The 18,882-nt window shown below is 71.6% G+C and carries 17 protein-coding genes; 5 read left to right on the plus strand and 12 right to left on the minus strand.

Annotated features, from left to right (window positions below; translation table 11 throughout):
• Positions 1-376: 376 nt before the first annotated feature.
• Both Vau01_RS23905 and Vau01_RS23910 read right to left on the minus strand, forming a co-directional pair.
• A complete protein-coding gene (locus tag Vau01_RS23905) occupies positions 377-1,180 on the minus strand; it encodes a hypothetical protein (RefSeq protein ID WP_203996504.1) in 804 nt (267 codons plus the stop codon).
• 97 nt (positions 1,181-1,277) lie between these two features.
• The gene (locus Vau01_RS23910; protein WP_275423954.1) at positions 1,278-2,117 is read right to left on the minus strand and encodes a phytanoyl-CoA dioxygenase family protein; all 840 of its coding nucleotides are present in this window, start codon (positions 2,115-2,117) and stop codon (positions 1,278-1,280) included.
• Positions 2,118-2,461: 344 nt separating this feature from the next.
• Between Vau01_RS23910 and Vau01_RS23915 the strand changes: the two genes are divergently transcribed.
• Entirely contained in the window at positions 2,462-3,790 is a 1,329-nt protein-coding gene (locus Vau01_RS23915) for a hypothetical protein (RefSeq protein ID WP_203996510.1), read from the plus strand.
• A gap of 25 nt (positions 3,791-3,815) precedes the next feature.
• On the opposite strand, the gene pyrF is transcribed toward Vau01_RS23915, so the two are convergent.
• Genes pyrF through Vau01_RS23930 form a run of 3 tightly spaced genes read right to left on the minus strand, consistent with a single transcriptional unit; the run spans position 3,816 to position 5,787 of the window.
• Positions 3,816-4,526: an orotidine-5'-phosphate decarboxylase gene (gene pyrF / locus Vau01_RS23920; protein WP_203996511.1), complete on the minus strand. Its 711-nt coding sequence runs from the start codon at positions 4,524-4,526 to the stop codon at positions 3,816-3,818.
• Between the two features lie 32 nt (positions 4,527-4,558).
• Positions 4,559-5,086: an orotate phosphoribosyltransferase gene (pyrE, locus tag Vau01_RS23925; RefSeq protein WP_203996513.1), complete on the minus strand. Its 528-nt coding sequence runs from the start codon at positions 5,084-5,086 to the stop codon at positions 4,559-4,561.
• A gap of 50 nt (positions 5,087-5,136) precedes the next feature.
• Positions 5,137-5,787: an alpha/beta hydrolase gene (locus tag Vau01_RS23930; RefSeq protein WP_203996515.1), complete on the minus strand. Its 651-nt coding sequence runs from the start codon at positions 5,785-5,787 to the stop codon at positions 5,137-5,139.
• Between the two features lie 130 nt (positions 5,788-5,917).
• Here Vau01_RS23930 and Vau01_RS23935 point away from each other — a divergent pair, with 130 nt between their 5' ends.
• Entirely contained in the window at positions 5,918-7,138 is a 1,221-nt protein-coding gene (locus Vau01_RS23935; protein WP_203996517.1) for a hypothetical protein, read from the plus strand.
• 34 nt (positions 7,139-7,172) lie between these two features.
• Here the strand turns inward: Vau01_RS23935 and Vau01_RS23940 are convergent, their stop codons facing one another.
• On the minus strand, positions 7,173-8,150 hold the full coding sequence (locus Vau01_RS23940; protein WP_203996520.1) for a phosphotransferase enzyme family protein: 978 nt from the start codon (positions 8,148-8,150) through the stop codon (positions 7,173-7,175).
• Between the two features lie 86 nt (positions 8,151-8,236).
• Here Vau01_RS23940 and Vau01_RS23945 point away from each other — a divergent pair, with 86 nt between their 5' ends.
• Entirely contained in the window at positions 8,237-8,977 is a 741-nt protein-coding gene (locus Vau01_RS23945) for a VOC family protein (protein ID WP_203996521.1), read from the plus strand.
• On the opposite strand, the gene Vau01_RS23950 is transcribed toward Vau01_RS23945, so the two are convergent.
• From Vau01_RS23950 to Vau01_RS23965, 4 genes are all read right to left on the minus strand, one after another.
• Positions 8,969-9,886 carry an FAD binding domain-containing protein gene (locus Vau01_RS23950; protein WP_203996524.1) on the minus strand — a complete coding sequence of 306 codons (918 nt, stop codon included), beginning with the start codon at positions 9,884-9,886 and terminating at the stop codon, positions 8,969-8,971. The two genes, Vau01_RS23945 and Vau01_RS23950, sit on opposite strands and share 9 nt — an antisense overlap.
• Positions 9,886-12,612, minus strand: coding sequence for a molybdopterin-dependent oxidoreductase (locus Vau01_RS23955; protein WP_203996526.1), 2,727 nt, complete (start codon positions 12,610-12,612; stop codon positions 9,886-9,888). Before Vau01_RS23955 ends, Vau01_RS23950 begins: the two co-directional genes overlap by 1 nt.
• Positions 12,613-12,711: 99 nt before the next feature.
• Positions 12,712-13,284 (minus strand): TetR/AcrR family transcriptional regulator, encoded by a 573-nt coding sequence (locus tag Vau01_RS23960; protein WP_203996527.1) that lies wholly within the window; start codon positions 13,282-13,284, stop codon positions 12,712-12,714.
• A gap of 35 nt (positions 13,285-13,319) precedes the next feature.
• Positions 13,320-14,060, minus strand: a complete 741-nt coding sequence (locus Vau01_RS23965; protein WP_203996529.1) for an SGNH/GDSL hydrolase family protein — start codon at positions 14,058-14,060, stop codon at positions 13,320-13,322.
• Positions 14,061-14,139: 79 nt separating this feature from the next.
• On the opposite strand from Vau01_RS23965, the gene Vau01_RS23970 reads away from it, so the two are divergent.
• Positions 14,140-14,709: a TetR/AcrR family transcriptional regulator gene (locus Vau01_RS23970; protein WP_203996531.1), complete on the plus strand. Its 570-nt coding sequence runs from the start codon at positions 14,140-14,142 to the stop codon at positions 14,707-14,709.
• Positions 14,710-14,747: 38 nt separating this feature from the next.
• Here the strand turns inward: Vau01_RS23970 and Vau01_RS23975 are convergent, their stop codons facing one another.
• Positions 14,748-15,302 (minus strand): RICIN domain-containing protein, encoded by a 555-nt coding sequence (locus Vau01_RS23975; RefSeq protein WP_203996533.1) that lies wholly within the window; start codon positions 15,300-15,302, stop codon positions 14,748-14,750.
• Entirely contained in the window at positions 15,299-15,778 is a 480-nt protein-coding gene (locus Vau01_RS23980) for an AbfB domain-containing protein (RefSeq protein ID WP_203996535.1), read from the minus strand. Before Vau01_RS23980 ends, Vau01_RS23975 begins: the two co-directional genes overlap by 4 nt.
• Before the next feature lie 127 nt (positions 15,779-15,905).
• Between Vau01_RS23980 and Vau01_RS23985 the strand changes: the two genes are divergently transcribed.
• Positions 15,906-18,794 carry an AAA family ATPase gene (locus Vau01_RS23985; protein WP_203996537.1) on the plus strand — a complete coding sequence of 963 codons (2,889 nt, stop codon included), beginning with the start codon at positions 15,906-15,908 and terminating at the stop codon, positions 18,792-18,794.
• The last annotated feature ends 88 nt before the right edge of the window (positions 18,795-18,882 follow it).

An 18,882-nucleotide genomic window follows, 5' to 3' on the forward strand; every position in this document is an offset into this window, starting at 1 on the left:
TCACAACCCCGTTGGCGTGAACGAGGACACGATCGGGCCGTTCGTCGTGCGGCAAGCGGAAGACGGCGCCGACGGTGATCCGCGATGAGTCCACCAGCAGACCGTAACGCCGCGCTGACCCCGTTCGATGACGGGGATTGCCGGGATCGGCATGGTGACCGATGGCTCGGGGGTATGGGTTGCTCCGTTCTTCGTCGTGAATGTCCCTCATCAGTCGCTCGGCCGCCAGGCGTGCAGCGCGGCGACCCGGCACGGGCGGTCTGCCACATCGAGACGGCCGCCTCGCCACGCGGCGCTGTCCGGCTGCGCCAACATGCCGATGTCAGCGCACCCGATCAAGGAAGAAGGCGCAGCCGGTGTTGATCGTGGTGGGGCGTTATGAGCCCGCCGCAGCGTCGCTGTCGGCGGGCCATTGGCCGGTGAGTTCGAACTCCATCTGCCTGGCAAGGCCCTGCCAGTTCGTGTACGACCGGGCCGACACGGTCTCGTCACCGGTCCGCGCCTGGATGGTGGCGACCCGCCGGAGCCCGGCGGCGTCGTAGTCGACTCGGCGAAGCACCTGGACATGAAACCGTGCGGCTGACCACGGCAGCCCGTCGAAGCGCCGTGCCGGCTCCATCCGATCCGGCAGCGTGTCGAGCACCGCCGGCTCCGGTATCCGGTCCCCGTCGAAGTCGACAACCACCAGAATCGGCGCGATCGCCGACCGGTCGTCATCGACCCTCGCCACCCGCAGCAACGCCACTCGGTCGTTCGAGCCGCGGTAGGCCAGCACTTCACCCGTCTGCAGACTCGTGGCATGCCGACGCGGTGGGCGCAGCGTCTTCCGCGCCGGCTGCGGCCCGACCAGTTGCGCACGAACCTTCGCCAGCACGGCGAGCCGCTTCGCCAGCAGCCCCGGATCCCCGACCCACCGGTCCAGGCCTATCCCGCTGTCGATCACCTCCAGCGCCCGAGCCTGCACGAGCGGATCCAGCCGACCGACCGTCGACTGCGTGATCGCCAACGCCAGCCACACCACCGGACCGTCGTCGGAGTCGGCCGGCTCACCGAGATGCTGCGCCAGGATCCGGGAGGTCGCCTCCGCATCATCAACGCCGTCCTCGATCAGGCGCCGATAGTCCCCACGAACGTCACACGCAAGATCATCGGAGAACAGCCCCGGCCCCCACGTACCCATTCACACATTCTGCGCGGGCAGCCAACGGCAGCGACGACCGCCGCGCCTGCCGAACCCGAGGTCTGCCGAGCGGTCGCGCTATCCGGCTCGATGGTCGTCACAGTCGGTGCTCGGGTCGCCAGAAGCTCTCAACTGCCGAGGACAGGGCGTCGCTGTGAGCGTTTTCAACGTTGGCGGGCGGGTCTGCACGATGGACGATCTCGACGAGCATCATTCGCGGTGTGGGCAGGCCGTTCGGGGCTGAGGTGTGCAACGTACGAGGATGCATCAGGACGACATCTCCCGCGTGACCGGTCAGTTCCTGCACCTGCACGTGCGCACCGTCGAGCATGGTGCCGCTGCCGATGGTGGTCGGTGCGACCTGGCGGTCTTCGCTCCACACCGTGCGTAGCCATGGATGCCGGGAGGCCAGGGCGGCTTTCACCACTGCCGGCCGCCATGTGCCGGTGCTCGCGATGTGCCGGTTGAACAGCCGGTGTGATCCGGACAGGACTACCGTTCCGCCGCCCCGTTCAGCCACCGTTGTGAGGAAGACGAAGACCGTCACGCCGGGCAGGTCGTGCTCAGGCCCGTAGGAGTCCACGTGCCAGCCCGTCGACGGGACGGTCCATCGGGCCCCGGGCACCGGGAACGTCACCAGCGGCAACCCCCAGGTCGACGGCGGCTGCCACCCAGCGACGCCGAGCAGATCGTCGAGCGCGTCACACACCTGCCGGCTTGCCATGAGGTTGAAGGCCCCGGACCGTCTCAGCGCCTGGAGGCCCCGCGGACGTTCCACCACCCAGGTGTCCACGCGATCCTGGTCGATGCTGTGCTCGCGGGCCAGAAATTCCCAGAACCGGTCACGCATCGCCGAGATGGCGGCTGGTGGGACGGCTGATTCGACCGTGAGCAGTCCACTGCGGTGGAACGTCTCCCGCTGACCTGCCGACAGCATTCGTCTCTCCCTCCTGGCAGGACGCGCAGCAGTTGGGCGACCCGGAAACCAGGAAGGCACCGGAAGCCGCACCGCTTGCCGAACTCGCCGAGCCCGCCAAACATGCGACTTCGGGTGCCGAGACAGGAGCTGCCCGAAGAGGTCACCCAGATGTTAACGACATCGACGAAGTCTCACAGCAGCATTCCACGCGATCGCATCCGACGCTGATATCCATCCTCTGTGGACAGAAAGAATCGTGTCAATCGGGCAAATGGCCCTGTCAGATCGCGATTTCCCTTTCTACCGTTGCCGTCCGGTGCGTGCCACGGGGGCCAGCACCGCGTTTCGATCGGGAGGTTCCGGTGTTCGGCAACAAGGCGTTTCACGACCACGAGAACAAGCCCGCCCGCGCACGGCTGCGCGGCCTCGCCCGCAATCCCGCTATCCCCGGGGATCTGCTGCGCCGCCTCGTCGACGAGCAGTTCACGGAGATCGGCTGGTGCATCCGCAGCCGCCCGTCGTGGACCGACGATCAGATCGGCGCGCTGATCGGTCACCCTGACGTCGCGGTCCGTTCCGCGCTGGCCGGCGCCGATCATCTGCCGCCGGCGCACCGGGCCCGGCTCGTCGAGGACCCGGCCGAGCAGGTCCTCGACGCCCTCGTGGAGCGTCCGTTCATGCGGCTGTGGACCGACGACCCGGAGCCGAGGATGCCGGCGTGGGCGTTCGAGCGGGTGATCGAGCGGGCGCCGTCGCTCGCGGACCGGCTCGCCGACAATCCGTGGGTGCCACGCGATCTCCGCGACCGGTTGCGCGCCTCGCGGCCGGCCGCGACCAAGCCCCGGCCGGCGCCGTTGACCCGTGCCGAGGCCGAGGCCGCCGTCGCCGCTGAGGACCGGCACGAACGCGCGGCGATCGCAGGGCATCCGGACCTGCCGGCCGACCTTGTCGCGCGGCTGAGCGTCGACCCGGACCCGTACATCCGCCTCGTCGTGTCGATGCGGCCAGAGCTCACCGAGCAGCAGCGGGCGGCGATCGACTACGTGGTACGGCCGGGCACCCGCCTGCTGCCACTGGACTGGGTGCGGCTGAGTGAAGACCCGCACGTGCAGCGCCGGTGCGCGACATCGACCCACATCGGCCTGCGCCGCAGCGCCGCGATGAACCGGGGCCTGGCGCCGGAACTCGTCACGCAACTCAGCGCCGACGACGACTTCGCGGTGCGGTTGCTGCTGTGCGAGACACATGCCGCCGTGCCGGCCGACCTGGTGGTGACCACGTACATCGAGGCCCGGACCCTCAGCCGGAGCCTGCTGTTGGACCACCCCAGCCTCAAGCGCGACCGGTTGGACCATCTCGCCGCGTCGCCCGATCCACGTCTGCGGGCGTTGGCCCACCTCGACCCGAGGGTGCCCGCCGAGGTCATCGAACGGCTCAGCCACGATCCGGAGCGCTTCGTCCGCGCGTGGGTAGCGGACGACGGCCGCCTGTCGCCAGGGCGGGTCCGAGAACTCTTCGGCGAACCGGACCTCAGCGGTCGGGCCGCCGCGAACCCGCACCTGCCGGCGCCCGTCATGCGACGCATCATCGACGTCGACGGTGCGGAACTGGCGAACGAACAACCACCCGAAGGGATGGCGATCGCACTCGGCGCCTGGACTCCGGAGACGTTGCCGTTCAACAACAAGTGAACCCGGTCCGGCTTCGATCGACGTGTCAGAGGTTGGCCAGTTCGTGGTGGAGGTGGGCCAGGACGGCGGCCGGGTCGGGTGCCCGGGTCACGGGTCGACCGACGATGATGTGCGTCGCACCGTCGCCGACTGCGGCGGCGGCGTGTGCTGACCGGGCATGCCCGGTCCGGGCCGCGATCGCCGGTTCGGCCCGGACGGTCACTCCTGGGGTGACGATGAGCATGGTCGGTCCGAGGGCGGCGCGTAGCGCTGCTGCGTCTCGTGGAGAGGCGACCACGCCGTGGCAGCCGCTCTGTTCGGCAAGTCGGGCCAGGCGGCTGGTCTGCTCCTCGACCGTGGCGCTCAGTCCGATGGCGGCCAGGTCGGCGTCGACGAGACTGGTCACGACGGTCAGGGCGATGACGCGTAGGTGGGGAAAGTCGGCGGCCGCGTGGACCGCGGCGGCCATGATCGTGGGGCCGGCCATGGCGTGCACGGTCACCATGGTCGCGCCGAGGTGGCCGGCGGCCCGGACGGCACCGGCGACGGAGGTCGGGATCTCGAACAATTTGAGATCGAGGAAGACGTCCTTGCCGGCGCCGGCGAGCCTGGTCGGGATCGCCGGACCGGCGGCGGTCAACAACTCCAGGCCGATCTTGTACGACGTGCCGGCTTCGCCCAGCCGGTCGACGATTGCCATGGCGTCGTCGCCGTTGTCGAAGTCGAGCGCGACGATCACGCGCCGGGCCGGGTCCACCGCGTCATCGTGTCGGTCACCCCGCGCGGCGGTCATGTCCGCACGGCCGATTCCAGGTCGTGACGGGTCAGCGCCGAACGCAACCGGATCGACTCGGCGGCCAGGTTCTCCCGCCCGCCCTGTTCACGGTCGATCGCGCAGACCGCCCAGTCGACCTCGGCACCAGCCGCCCGCAGGTGCCGGCACGATTCCAGCAGCGCACCGCCGGTGCTCACGACGTCTTCGACGAGCACGACCCGCCGGCCGTCCACCGGACCGCCCTCGGCGGTCTTGGCGGTGCCGTACGCCTTGGCCTGCTTGCGGACGAACACGGTGGGCAGCCCCGTCAATTGAGACATCACCGTGGCGATCGGTATGCCGCCCATCTCCATCCCCGCCAGCACGTCGCACTCCGCGGGCAGCAATCCGACCATCGCCTCGGCCACCTCCCGCAACAGCCCCGGCTGTCCCTCGAACAGGTACTTGTCGAAGTAGTCGCTGCTCACCTGACCCGACCGCAGCCGGAACGACCCGGCGAGGTGGCAAGCCTCATACACCCGACGGGCAATCGACGACGTCATGGATCCCAGCCTCGCATCCACACGAACTTCGACGCCTGTGCGGTCGTGCGTCAGTGTCCGAACGCCCACGCCACCATCAGGGGAAACTCGTGGTTCCACAGGGTATTGCCGTGTGAGCCGGCCCGTTCGGCCATGACCACGTCGCCACCCGCCTCGCGCAACGCGTCCGCCCACCGGGTCGCGTTGGCGAGGAAGAACGGTTCCTCGGTGCCGGCGACGAGGTAGGTGCGCGGAAGCCGGTCGGGCAGCGTGGCCGGCGGCTGGTATCCGGCCCCGGGCGAGGCGCACAGGACCGTGCCGTAGACGTCGGGATGGCGCAGCCCCATGGCCAGCGCGAGTTCCGCACCGGCCGAGACCCCGAATACCGCCGTGCGGCCGGCTGGCAGCCCGACGGCCAGGCGGGTCGCCGCCCATCGCCGGACGTCCTCGACGAAGAACGTCTCGTGGGCCGCGAACCGGTGCGGGTCGAAGGCGAACGCGGCCGTGCTGCGGCCCGGTGAGTACTCGTGCAGCCGCAGCGTCTCGTCCGCGACCCGGTGCGCACCGACGATCATCGTGGGCGGCAGATCGGCAGCCTCCAGCGCCGCTGCCCACGACGGGATCAGGTGCCCGTCGCCGGCGAAGACGACCGCCTCGGCCGCAGTCGCCGGTACGTAGGCGGTGACCTGCCGCCCACCGTCGTACTCCAACGTCTCGGTCATGAACTCACCGGCTACGGACGACATCGGCGTGCGGCTCCCTTACGGGCATCGGGGCGGTGCTGACAAGAACACTTTGGCAGGATCCCGGAAGGCTGCCCATCCGGCCGGTGGGCGCCGACGAATCCGGTGCATGGAACGAGTGCGCGCCGAGGAGCACGAGCGGGCCGAGCCGGAGTTCGTCGGGTCCGGGGCGGTGCGGCCGGTCGGTGACTGGGGGAACGCGGCGCTGTCGGGGCTGCTCGCGCGGGGTGACGGCGTGGTGCCGGGTGCGTTGTTCGCGCAGGCCGCGCCCAACAGCGCGGTCGCGCTGGCACTCCAGGACGGGCCGGCGCCGGTCAACCCGTCCGAGTTGCCGGCGGGGGAGTACACCGTGATCGTGGTGGGTTCGCCCGGACCGGGTGAGAAGCGGGTGAACCACGCGTTCCAGTTCGCCGACGCGGCGGCGCGCGTCGGCGGTCAGCACCGGGTGTGGCTGGTCGAGCGGACCGGGTACGAGCTGGCGGAGGCCGGCCTCGCCGGTGTCGAGGCGCGGGCCAAGGGAGCGCGGATCTTCTGGATCACACCGGACACGTCGTTGCCGGCGCTGCTCAACCAGTTCCCGGCGAAGTCCATCGTGGGACTGCACGTGTTCAGCCACGGCGTGCCGGAGCAGTTGACGCTCCGCTACGGCTGGGAGGACAAGGGCGCCGGGAACTACGGGCTGTCGATCAGTGAGGCACGGACACTGACGCCGCAGGCGTTCTCGCCACGGGCCGAGATCACCTTCGACTCGTGCAACACGGCCACCGGCGAATTCCTGGGCGGTGACGCCGAGGGCAGCCTCGCCAGCGAGGTCGCCGACGCCACCGAGCAGCAGGTGACGGCGTGGATCGGGCGGACCTCGTACCGTGAGGTCAACAAGGGCACCGGCGGGGTGGTCGGCTCCGAGGTCATGAACGGCGGCATCCGGACGCTCGACGCGGTCGAGGCCGTCAGCCAGCTCCGGGGCCGCACGCCGCGCCAGGTCACCGTCGCGCCCAGCCACGCCAGCGGCGACTGGTCGGGCGACTTCCGGATGACGGCCCGGCTACCGGAGACCCGGCATTTCCCGGTACCCGAGGGCGGCACGGTCACGGCGACGATCGCCACCAGCAGCGACTACGACGCCATGCAGGGCGCACCGATCCGGGTCATCCTGCACCGCGAGGTGAACTGGGGCCCGGACCAGGACCTTCCGGGGACCCGCGAGGCGGCCGTCGCCCGGCCGAGCCAGCTCACGTGGACGGGCCTGACGCAGGGCACCTACTACCTGGAACTGTTCCACCTGTCGGGCCTGGAAATCGCCGGCACCATCACCGTCACCGTCCGCTGACGATGCACGGCGCCGGCGTCGACCGTTCCCGGCGTCACCTTGCGGCCTTGCGGACGTCGGCGAGCAGCCTGGCGATCAGCGCCTCGGTGACCCAGGCGTTGCCGGTGCGGTCGGCGGCACCGAGCCAGTCGCCGATGTCCCATATCGCCCGGCACGCGGCCAGTGCGGGGAAGCCGTCCACCTCGGCCGGGCTCAGCGGACGGACCTGCTGGTAGCCGGTGAGGATCGCGGCCCAGCGATCGCGGTCCTCGTCCGGCGAGTCGGGCCCGTGATACAGGGCGGCGAGGTCGTACGCGCGGAGCCCGAAACCGCAGTGGTCGAAGTCGAACGTGACGAAGTGCCCGTCGTCGCTGACGTTGGTGTTGCCGCGGTGCAGGTCGGCGTGGATGATTCCGCACGCGCCGCGGATTGCCCGGAGGCGATGAAGGTCGTCGGTCAGTCGTTCACCGATCTTGCCGAGTTCGGCGAGGTCCGCGACCGCCCGGTCGGACCCGGCGTAGGGTGCCAGGCTGGCCAGTGGCCGTTCGACGAGGATGCTTCCGTCGAGGTGGTAGCGGTCGTGGACGGTGTGGAAGGCGTCCATCTCCAGGTGCATCCGGGCGATGCCGGCGCCGAACCCGCGCCATTGCTCGGTGGTCAGCGTGCCTTCGTCCGAGGGCGTGCCGGGTGCGTGGGTGAACAGGGCGAAGCAGCGTTCGCCTTCGGGTGCGGTCAGTCGGCCGAGCCGGTCGCCGGTGGTGCGCTGGTACGGACGGATGACGCCCAGCCCGGCCGCGGCCAGATGTTCGAGCAGGTCGAGCTCGAAGTGCAGATCGGATTCCGAGCGGATCCAGTATTTGTCGCGGTTGTAGACCCGCAGCGCGCGGCGATCGCCCTCGACGTCGGTGACGAGGTAGGTGTCGTTGAAGCCGCGGTTCAGCAAGCTCACCGTGACGGGCGCGGCGATGGCGTATTCCCGCTCCACGAGCCGGGCGAGGTCGTCGGTGTGCAGGAGCGAGTGGGTCACGCGCATGTCGAGCGAGCCTACGAGAGGACCGGGTGGCCCGCCGGTTCGATATTGCCTTGCCGCCCCACGGCGGCAGTGTCTACGTTCCGATGATGCATTCGCGACTGCTGGCGGTGACCTTCGAGGCGGACAACCCGGCTGGAGCGGCCCGGTTCTGGTCCGGTCTGCTCGGTCGGGAGGTCATCGAGGATGCCGGCGGTGTGCTGTTGCCGGGCGGGGACGCCCAACTCGGCCTGCGGTTCGTACCGGGCCGCGCCGGCCAACTCGGCGCGAACCGGATGCACCTGCACCTGACCAGCGCCGACCTCGACGACCAGCGGCACACGGTGGCCACGGCGCTCAGGCTCGGTGGCCGCCACGTCGACGTCGGGCAGCGGCCCGAGGAGGGGCACGTCGTCCTCGCCGACCCGGCAGGCTACGAGTTCTGCGTGATCGAGCCCGGCAACGACTACCTCGACGGGTGCGGCCCGCTCGGCGAGGTCACCTGTGCCGGCTCCCGGCAGGTCGGCCAGTTCTGGAGCAAGGCGCTGGGCTGGCCCCTGGTGTGGGACCGGGGCGAGCAGACCGCGATCCAGTCACCGCGCGGCGGCACGAAGGTCGCATGGGACACCTGGGACGGCACACCCGTGGCGCCGAAAGCGGAGCCGAACCGGCAGCGTTTCGAGCTGGTCCCGGCGGACGGCGACCAGCGGGCGGCGGTTGACGCGCTGGTCTCCCTCGGCGCCGCTCGGCTCGACGCCCGCGACGACGGCACCGTCGTGCTGGCGGATCCGGACGGCAACGAGTTCTGCGTGCGGCCTCCGGGTGACCAGCCGTCGCAGGACTCAGCGTGAATTCAGGTCCGCGGCCCGTTCGAGCACCTCGGTGACCGTGCCGATCAGCAACGGGAGCTTGTAACCGGTCTGCGGCAAGGGCTGCGCGCCGTGCGTGGCGTGCCGCGCGGCCGACGCGATAACCTCCGTTGTCGGGGGCCGCCCGACGAGTTGTGCCTCGACGGCCGGCAACCGCAGCGGCACCGGAGCGACGCCGCCGACCCCGACGCTGGCCAGCGTGATCGCGCCGTCGGCCACGACAAGCCGGGCGACCGCCTCCGCGAGCGGCCACTCGGCGTAGGTACGGGTGATCGCGCGGTGGTAGGCGGCGCGTTCCCCGGCGACCGGCGGCGGCAGGTGCACCGCCGTGAGCAACTCGTCGGCGGCGAGTTGGTGGTCGCGCCCGCCGTCGGATCCGTCACCGAAAACCTCCGCCACCGGGACTTCCCGGCGCCGGTCGGTGCTCACGAGAGCGTCGTAGGCGAGCAGTGCGACGCCGATCGTCGACGGGTGCGGCGCCACGCACGGGCCGAGGTCGAACGCCACCGAGAACAGGTGATTGCCGTCGCGGGCCGGGCAGGTGGAGCCGCCGGACTTGAGACACGACACGTGCGGGTTGCGGTAGTACCAGCAGCGGCTGCGCTGCAGCAGATTCCCGCCGATCGTCGCCATCCGGCGGATCTGCGGAGTGGCCAACGCGCCCGCGGCGGCGGCCAGGCCCGGGTAGCCGGCCCGCACGATCGGGTCCGCGGCCACCTGCGCCACGGTCACCATCGCACCCACGTCCAGGCCGCCGCCGGTGCCGGCCGTGATGCCGGCGAGATCGGCGCGTGCGCCGATGTCACGGACCGGGCCACGGCTGACCCCGCTGCGCCGGCGCTCACTCAGATCGGTTCCGCCGGCCCGGTACTCCACGAACGGTGCGGTCATCACAGGACTCCACAGATCAGGTCGGGGCGGATGGGCAGCCGGTCCGGTCGGATCCCGGTCGCGGCATGGACGGCATTCGCGATGGCGGCGGCCACCGGGATCGTGCTGATCTCGCCGATGCCGACACCTCCGCCGGGGACGTGGTCGAACCCGTCCTCGTCGAAGTGCAGGGTGATGTCCGGGACATCGGCGATGCCGGGAATGCGGTAGTCCTCCAGGCCGGCGGACAGCACCCGGCCGGTGTGCGGGTCCAGCTCGCGGTGCTCGTACAGCGCGTATCCGACGCCCTGGATGACCCCGCCGTGCGCCTGGGCCGCCGCCAGTTCCGGTGCGGCGAGGCGACCGGCGGCGATGCCGCAGTGCATGGCCGGGACGCGGACGCGGCCGAGCCGGGTGTCCACCTCGACCTCCGCGACGTAGACCGAGCCGGTGTAGCCACGGCCCGTGCGCAGGCTCGACGTCGTGCGCAGGATCAGCGACATGCCGACTCCGAGGGCACCGCCGCCGTCGAACGCCCGGCGCGCCGACCGGGCGGTGGCCGCGTCGTCTGCCGGGCGTCCGGCGGTGACGCGGACCGCGGCGCTGCCGGCCCCGGTCACCACCTCCGTCACCACCCGCAACGCGTCCGCCCAGGACAGCAAGCCACCGGAGTGGGTGATTCCGTCGACGCCGGCCCGCGCGTCGCGCAGGCCGGCGCGCTCGGCCAGCGCGGTCTTCATCCGGCGGGCGGCCTGGCGGGTCGCCGGGACCAGCGTCGCGGTGGTGCGGCTGCCGCCGGAGATGGGACCGGTGGGCAGGCGAGAGTCGCCCAGTCGCACCTGCACGGTGCCGACCGGTACGCCGAACTCGGCCGCCACCGTGCGCGCCAGTACGGTGCGGCTGCCGGTTCCCATGTCCTGCACCGCCGTCGACACCACCAGGTGCCCTTCGGCGGACAGCGCCAGCTCGACCTCGCAGCCGCTCTGCCACCAGTAGAACCAGTTCGCCGCGGCCACTCCGACGCCACGCCGTATCCGTCCGGTGCCGGGATCGGCCCGGTCGCGCCAGGCGGGCAGGGCCGCGGCCCACCGGTACAGGCGCTGCCGCAGCGGGTCGGGGTCCCATCGTTGCCGTAGCGCGATCGGGTCGACGCCGAGCCGCCCGGCGGCCATGTCCACGGCCTGTTCGAGCGCGAACGCGGTCAGCGGACCACCCGGCCCGCGGAACGGCACCCCCGGGGACGTGTTGGTGACGACGTCGAAGTCCACGAGTTCCTTCGCCCTGGCCGGGTACATCAACCGGGCGAACGCGGCGACGGTGGAGCCGACCGCGATTCCGGCGTCGGCGGTGGCGATCATCGACAGCGTGTCGAGGCTGCCGTCCGCGCCGGGCAGCAGGGCCACCTCGATCTCCGCCGCCGGCCGGTGGCCGGTGACGCTGAGCTCCTCCAGCCGGTCCAGCTCGACCCGGACCGGTGCCTTCGCCGCCCGCGACAGCACGACGGCCGCGACGATCTCCGGGCTGAGCGACAATTTGGCGCCGAACGCACCACCGACGTGCTCGGCGATGACCCGCACCCGGTCCGGCTTCAGTCCGAACCGGTCGGCGATCTCGGCGGCGACGTGGGCGACGGCCTGGGTGGACACGTAGACGGTCAGGCCGTCGTCGGTCCAGTCGGCCACGGCGGCATGCGGCTCGAATGCCGTGTGCAGCTGAGCCGACGTGCGGAACACGGCTTCCACGAGCAGCGGGTCGCCCGCTTCCCGGGCGCGCGCGACCGCCTTCCGGGCCGTGCGGGCCGAGTCGGAGAACGATCCGACCGGCCCGCGCAGGTTGCGCTCCTTCCACGGCGTCGGCATCATCACGCCCTCGGCGGCGTTCAACGGTTTCCGCTTCTTCGCGAAGACCGGTGCGGCGTCCGGGAGCCGCGCCGCACCGGCGTCGATGCTCGCCGGGCGTGGCTCGTAGCTGACGGCCACCGCGCCGGCCGCCGCGTGGGCGGTACCCCGGTCGACGGCGGCGATGGCGGCGATCTCCTGCCCGACGTAGCGCACGTCGGGATCGTCGGTGTCCAGCAGTCTCTCCACCGCGCGGACGCCGTCCATCGAACGGGCGGCAGCGATGTCGATGCCGGTCACTCGGGCGTGCGGATGAGCCGACCGCACGATGATTCCCTCAAGCTGGCCGGGGAGCCGGACGTCGACGGTGTACCGGGCGCGGCCGGTGACCTTGTCGGGCGCCTCGACCCGCGGCGGTGCGACACCAGGGTCGGGCTCGGCGTCGTGCTCGCCGGCGCACGCGGCGGCCACCGCGTCGTAGATCTCCTGGTATGCGCCGCACCGGCAGAGGTGGCCGGCGAGAGCCGCGGCGATCTCGGCCCGGCCGGGCCGGGTGGTGCCGTGCCGGGCCCGCCACTCGTCGTGGAACGCGGCGGCCTCCACCACGAAGCCCGGTGTGCAGAAGCCGCATTGCAGGGCCGCGTGCGCGACGAACGCGCGCGACACCGGATGTCCGGCGCCGATGCCCTCGACGGTGGTGACCGACCGGCCGTCGAGCGCGGCCGCGGGCAGGAGGCAGCTGACGACGGGCGCGCCGTCGAGCTGGACGGTGCAGGCTCCGCAGACGCCGGCCCCGCACACGAGCTTGGTGCCGGTGAGGCCGAGCCGGTCCCGCAGCACGTCCACCGAGGTGTCGGGCAGGTCGTCGGAGAGGTCGTGCTGCGTGCCGTTGATCTCGACCTTGACCACTGGGCCTCCCGGTGCGATCGTCCACGGACGGAATGAATGTTCATTCGCACGATCGGAATTGTCAAGGCTCGATCTGAGAGGACTCTCAGGCCGGGCGTCTCAGCGGGCCCGCAGCATGTCCCAGACGGCGTCCTCGGCGAGTTGGAGCCGACCCTCGTCGAGTCCGGCGCCGGCGCGGTCCGTCGCGGCCAGTCCGACGAACGCGCCGTAGACCAGCGCCACCAGGACGGCCGGGTCGCCGTCGCGGATCTCACCGGTCTGCTGCCCACGCACCACGAACGCGGCACCGGCCTGCTCGATCCGGCGGGTCACCTCGACGCTCTCCGCGTCGAGGTAGCTGCCGTGCTGCTGCAGTTCCAGGAATGCGAACGCGTCCGGATGGGCGGCGGCGAACCGCAACATGCCGCGCCAGATCCGGCCGAACTCTGCTCGTATCGATCCGGCATCGGCATCGTCGAACAGGTGCTCGCCCAGCTGGACCTTCCACCGCCGGTAGACCGCGTTCCCGAGCGCTTCCTTGCTCGGAAAGTGCCGGTAGATGGTGCCGACAGCCACCCCGGCCCGGGACGCGAGCACCGACATCGCGGCACCGCCGTAGGTGTGCTCGGTGAACACGGCCAGCGCGGCATCGAGTACCGCCTCGCGGGTCGCCTGCGGTTCCGAAATGGTCACGGCATCAGACCCGGCCGATCGTGGCCGTCATGACGTCATTGTGACGATCGAGAACCCGATCCGCTAATCCCGCGCAGGTACGGTCGATCGTCCCGTACGAAGTCCTCGACGAGGTCGGCCACGATGGCCGCACCCCGGGAGTTGAGGTGCACACCGTCGGTGCTGAGCAGAAGGCCGCGCGAGCGGGAGATCGCGTCGAACGACTGCCGGAGGACGAAGTGCCGCATCGCGGCCCGCGCCGCGTACATGACGCCGGGCCGGTACGCGGCACCCGGCCGCGGGCCGGTGTCCCGCAGCACGGCGGCCGTCCGTTCGAACAGCGGCAGGTAGGTGACACCCTCGTCGGCGGCGACAGCACGGGCGATCGCGGCGAACTCGGCGGCCAACCGGTTGGCGCCGGAGTCGAGGTCCTCGCCGAGGACCGGCGGGGACAGCAGCCCGGTCCGTTTCCCCGTGCCGCGCACGATCGTGGTGAGGACGGCCCGGTACGCGTCCGGCGTCGGATCGGCGGTCAGCGCCCAGCGTTTGCGCAACGCCGTCCGGTCCCGGTCGTCGAGTTGCGCCCGCAGGTCGTTGGTGCCGGTCAGCACGGTGACCAGGTCGGGGTGGTGCTCCGCGACCAGGCCGGGGATCCGGGCGGCGAGCACCGCGCCGGGTTCGTAGTTGACGCCGGCGTTGACGACGACGGCGTGCGGCAGCCGTTCCGACAGCATCCCGACGTAGTCGCCACTGACCGAGGCCCGCGTCAGGCTGTCTCCGGCGCACAGGATTTTCATGCCACTCCCTAGGTTGGTGAGTACTCACTAACCGATATGGTTGGTTAGTGAACACTCACTTGTCAACCGGAGGTGGTGGATGGCACTGACCCGCGACGTGATCCTCGACAGCGCCCTGCGGGTCATTCGGGAACGCGGCCTGGCCCGGGCGACCACGAAGGAGATCGCGAAGGCCGCAGGCCTGTCCGAGGCCGCCCTGTACAAGCACTTCACCGACAAGGCCGCGATCTTCCTCGGCGTCCTCCAGGAACGGTCGCCGGGCTTCCGCCCCTTGCGCGACGCGCTGGCGGTGCGGCCGGGCAGCGCCACCGTCGCGGGGAATTTGACGGCCATCGCGGTGGCGGCGTCGGCGTTCTACGGCGAGAACTTCCCGCTGGTCGGCTCGATCTTCGCCGAACCGGCGATCTTCGACGCCCACCGCCGGCGGATGGGGCAACTCGGTGCCGGCCCGCACAAGGTGAACGAGGCGCTCGCCGGGTACCTACGCGCCGAACGCGAGCTGGGCCGCGTCCGCGCGGACGCCGATACCGATGCGGTCGCCGATCTGCTCCTCGGCGCCTGCTTCCAGCAGGCGTTCCTCACCCACTTCCACGGCACGCCGCCCGACCCGCAGCGGTACACGGTCCTCCTCCGCCCGGTGCTGTTCTGACCCCTCACGACCGGCACGGCCGGTCGTGAGGGGTGTGGTCACTGGGGCGGGCCCAGGCTCCACCACTGGCCGTTGAACCCGGAGCACCTCATCTGCTGGATTCGTGTGCCGTCGGCGGGAGACGCGTCGAACAGGTCGAGGCACATCCCGCTGTGCCGTGCCACGAGGAGGTATCCCGGGTACGGCAGATGCGTCACGGGTTCGAGGCGCCATTGCTGGTTCGGCCAGCCGACGCAGGTCCACTGATGAACCGTGGCCCGTTCGGCGGTCGACGCGTTCTGCACGTCCAGGCATTTTCCGCTGTGGCGCGCGATGACGTAGTAGTAGCCGTCGCCGGTGGGCACGAACGTCCAGTGCTGGCTCTCGTACATCCGGCAGTTCCACTGGTGCACGAGTGCGCCGTCACCGGTCCACTGGGCGTAGACGTCCACGCACTTTCCGGTGCGGTACGCGAGGATGTTCTGCCAGGCACCGATGGGCGGGGTCGCCTGCGCCGGCGTCGCGCGGCCCGGGCCGCCCACGAGCGCGGCGGCGGCGGCCAGTTCGACGATCGCCAACCCCACGGTGGGCCTGCGCCGGATCATGGTGCTCATCGGATCGCCTCGAAGATCGAGTCGGTCAGCACGAACGAGGCGTCCGCCCGGTAGAGGGATTCGTCGCGGTACTCGTCGATCCACAGGTGGTGGTCGCGGTGCCGGATGTAGTGCTTGGAGAACTCGTACGGCCGGAACGAGACACCGTACGGGCCGCCCGGCGGAGGCGAGGCCAACGACGGGACCAGTGCGAAGGTCGCGTCCTTCGCGAACTGCTCGTCGCCGAGTTGGTACTCCTGAAGCTTGAGACGGTATTCCTGGTGCCGCAGGTAGTGATCGGCGAAGTCGTAGCGCGCCCTGATCGAGAACAGCCGGTCGTCGGCAAGGCCGGGCACCAGGACGAACGACGCGTCCCTGGCGTCCTGGCCGGCTCTGTTCGCGATGGGATCGAGTTCGCCCAGGAAGTTCCGGTGGCGCAGGTACCCGTCGACGTTCGTGGCCTTGATGGAGACCGTCCACGTGGTCAGATTCGACATGAGTGTGTCCTTCCAGGCTGGATGGGTTGGATGCTCCGAGGGTCTCCGGTCACCTGTTCGGACGCATCAGTGCTGCCACGCAATGCCGTACTGCATCCGACCGGCACCGGCGCGCGATACTGCCCGGGTGGACCCGTTCGTCGGTCGGCGGGACGAGGTGGCCCGGCTGCGGCGGGCCCTCGCCGACGCTCGGGCCGGATCCGGGCTGTTGCTACTGGTGAGCGGCCCGGCGGGGATCGGCAAGACCCGCCTGGTCGAGGAGCTCACCGACACCACCGACGTCGACGTGTGCTGGGGTGCCGCGACCGACGACGCGGGAATGCCGGCGCTGTGGCCGTGGGCGAGGGCGGTCCGGTTCCTGCCGGGGCCGCGCGCCGCGATCGCGGCGCTGCGTTCGGGTCAGCCGCGGACCGGATATGCGTCGGCCGAGGACGAGGCGGCGGCGACGTTCGTCGCGGAGACCGCGGTGGTGGACGCCCTTGCCGAGCACGCCCGCGCGGCGTCGGGCCTGCTGATCGTCATCGACAACCTGCAGTGGGCCGACCAGGCCACGCTGCGACTGCTGGGCCGCGTCGCGGCGGAGATCCGCCGGTTGCACCTGCTGGTGATCGCCACCGTCCGGAACGGGCCGGATCGGCTGCCGATTCCGCCGCCTCCCACCGGTACCGAGGTGGTGAGCCTCGAACCGCTCGGGCCGGACGACTCGATCGCGTTGCTGGTGAGCGCCGTCCCGGAAGCGGACCCGGCGGCGCTGCGCCACGCGGCCGACCTGTCCGGCGGCAGCCCGCTCTACCTGCGGACCCTCAGCCGGGTCGCCGCCGATCAGCTCCGCGGCCGGGTGACGTGGGACGACACCGTCGGTGCGGCTCCGCAACTGCGGCACCTCGTCGCCGCGGCCATGCACGCCGCCGGCCCGGCCGCCGCCCGCGCGGTGGAGGCGTTCAGCGTTCTGGGTCCGGCCGCGGACGCCGCGATGATCGCCGGACTCCTCGGTACGGAACCGGTCGAGGTCACCGTCGAACGCCTGATGCCCGCCGTTCCGGCCGGTCTGATCGAAGGCCCGGCCGCCGGTGACAACCGGATCCGCTTTGCCCACGAACTCGTCCGCGACGTCGTGTACGCCGCCGTGTCGCCGACGCGCCGGGCGGCGCTGCACCGCCGTGCCGCGGAGATTCTCCAGCCGCTCGCGGTGGCCCGCGCCGACCGGGCGGGCGCGGTCGCCCGGCACTGGGCCCGCTGCGGTGAGCCCGGCCGCGCGGTCACGTGGGCGGTGGCCGCCGCGCGCGCGGCACTCGCCGCGGCCGCCTTCGACGACGCCATCCCGTATCTGGACGTCGCGCTCGCCGGCCTGGACGCCGGCCTGGACGCCGGTCCGGACGCCGGCATGGACGCCGGCATGGACGCCGGCATGGACGCCGGCCCGGAAGCCGGTCCCGAACAAGCCGACCGTGCCGAGTTGCTTCTCGATCTTGCCCGGGCGCAGTACCTGACCGGTCGGATCCGGGAAAGCGTCGCCACCTGCCGGCGTGCGGCGGAGGAGGGGGAGCGGACCGGTCGGGCCGGGATCGTCGCCAGATCCGCGATCGTCGTGCAGGGCATCGGCGACCCCGACATCAACGTCGCGCTCGCCGACCTGTGCCGCCGCGCGCTGGCGCCGCCGGACGGCGACGAGCCGGCGCCGGAACTGCGCGTCCGGGTCCAGGCGCAGTTGGCGTGCGCGCTGCTGGAGACCGGTGACCTCGACGAGGCGGGCACCTGGTCGACGGTCGCGCTCGACGCGGCCGCCGCGGGCGGCGACCCGAACGCGGAACTGGATGCGATCCGGGCGCGGGCCGCCGTCGTCTGGCAGCCGGGCGCCGGCGCGGAGGTGTCGAGCCTCGGCGAGCGGGCGATCGCCCTCGCGGAGGTGACCGGGCGGCCGTTGGCGAAGCTGTGGGCGCATGTGTGGCGATCCGACGCCGCCATGCACCGGGCGGACCTGGCGGCCGCGCAGGAGGAGATCGCGGCCCTGCAGGCCCTGGCCGACCGCACCGACCTGCCCCTCGTGCGGTGGCATGCGCTGCGGCGCAACGCCTCGATGGCCGGGCTCTTCGGTGACTTCGCCGGGTGCCGGCGGCTGGCGGCGAAGGCGGAGCGGGTCGCCGGAGGCTGGCAGGACCCGTCGGTGCGGTACACCCACCTCGCGCAGGCGGTGAACCTCGCGCTGCTGCGTCGGGATCCCGCGGACCTGCCCGACGACTGGGCCGATCACCTCGACGACGTCGAGCGCTACCCGCCGGTCGCCCGCGCGGTCCTCGCGGCCGCCCTCCTCGTGGCCGGGCGCCGCGACGAGGCGTGGGGGCTCTATCAAACCGTGGCCTCCGCCGTGGCGGCCATGCGTCACGGCTACCTCGACGTGGCCGCCCTGGCGTTCCTGCCCGACCTCGCCGTCGGCCTCGACGATGCCGCCGGCTGCCACACCGTCCGGGATCTCGTCACGCGGACGTACGGGCCGACCGTGGCCGTCGGCGCCGGGACGGTGTTCTACCGCGGCTCCGTCGCGCGGATCGTGGGCGAGCTCGACGTCGGTTGCGGCGACCCGGCGGCCGCGGTGCCGCACTTCGAGGACGGGCTGCGGGTCGACGCCCGGCTGGGCGCCAGGCCCTACCTCGCGCGCGGGCGGATGGGCCTGGCCGGCGCGTTGATGGACACCGGTGACCTGCCGGCGGCGACGCGAGCGCTGCGGGCGGCCGCCGGCGAGGCGCGCCGCCTGGACATGCCGGGGCTCCTGGCCACGGCGGGCCGGCTCACCGACCGGCTTGCCGCGCTCAAGACCCACGTCGTGGACCCGCTCTCCGCGCGCGAACGGGAGGTCGTCACGCTCGTCGCCCGGGCGCTACCCAACCGCGAGATCGCGCGCATCCTCGTGCTCTCCGAACGGACGGTCGAGAGCCACGTCCGCCGGATCCTCGCCAAGACACAGCTCGGCTCGCGGGCCGAACTCATCCGCTGGCACCTGGAGAACACGCACCGGTGACCGGCCGCGCCGGGTGTTCGTCGGATTCACGTCGATGATGCCGATTGGCAGATCCAGCACAGGATTCACGCTTCCATTGACGCTGGTC

The organism is Virgisporangium aurantiacum (assembly GCF_016863635.1).
GTDB classification, from domain to species: Bacteria; Actinomycetota; Actinomycetes; order Mycobacteriales; family Micromonosporaceae; genus Virgisporangium; species Virgisporangium aurantiacum.

Excerpts from the sequence above, each read along its gene's own strand:
- Vau01_RS23905 (WP_203996504.1), bottom strand. The coding sequence starts at position 1,180 with ATGGGTACGTGGGGGCCGGGGCTGTTCTCCGATGATCTTGCGTGTGAC.
- Vau01_RS23910 (WP_275423954.1), bottom strand. The coding sequence starts at position 2,117 with ATGCTGTCGGCAGGTCAGCGGGAGACGTTCCACCGCAGTGGACTGCTC.
- pyrE (WP_203996513.1), bottom strand. The coding sequence starts at position 5,086 with ATGACGTCGTCGATTGCCCGTCGGGTGTATGAGGCTTGCCACCTCGCC.
- Vau01_RS23930 (WP_203996515.1), bottom strand. The coding sequence starts at position 5,787 with ATGACCGAGACGTTGGAGTACGACGGTGGGCGGCAGGTCACCGCCTAC.
- Vau01_RS23935 (WP_203996517.1), top strand. The coding sequence starts at position 5,918 with ATGGAACGAGTGCGCGCCGAGGAGCACGAGCGGGCCGAGCCGGAGTTC.
- Vau01_RS23940 (WP_203996520.1), bottom strand. The coding sequence starts at position 8,150 with ATGCGCGTGACCCACTCGCTCCTGCACACCGACGACCTCGCCCGGCTC.
- Vau01_RS23945 (WP_203996521.1), top strand. The coding sequence starts at position 8,237 with ATGCATTCGCGACTGCTGGCGGTGACCTTCGAGGCGGACAACCCGGCT.
- Vau01_RS23950 (WP_203996524.1), bottom strand. The coding sequence starts at position 9,886 with ATGACCGCACCGTTCGTGGAGTACCGGGCCGGCGGAACCGATCTGAGT.
- Vau01_RS23965 (WP_203996529.1), bottom strand. The coding sequence starts at position 14,060 with ATGAAAATCCTGTGCGCCGGAGACAGCCTGACGCGGGCCTCGGTCAGT.
- Vau01_RS23970 (WP_203996531.1), top strand. The coding sequence starts at position 14,140 with ATGGCACTGACCCGCGACGTGATCCTCGACAGCGCCCTGCGGGTCATT.
- Vau01_RS23975 (WP_203996533.1), bottom strand. The coding sequence starts at position 15,302 with ATGAGCACCATGATCCGGCGCAGGCCCACCGTGGGGTTGGCGATCGTC.
- Vau01_RS23980 (WP_203996535.1), bottom strand. The coding sequence starts at position 15,778 with ATGTCGAATCTGACCACGTGGACGGTCTCCATCAAGGCCACGAACGTC.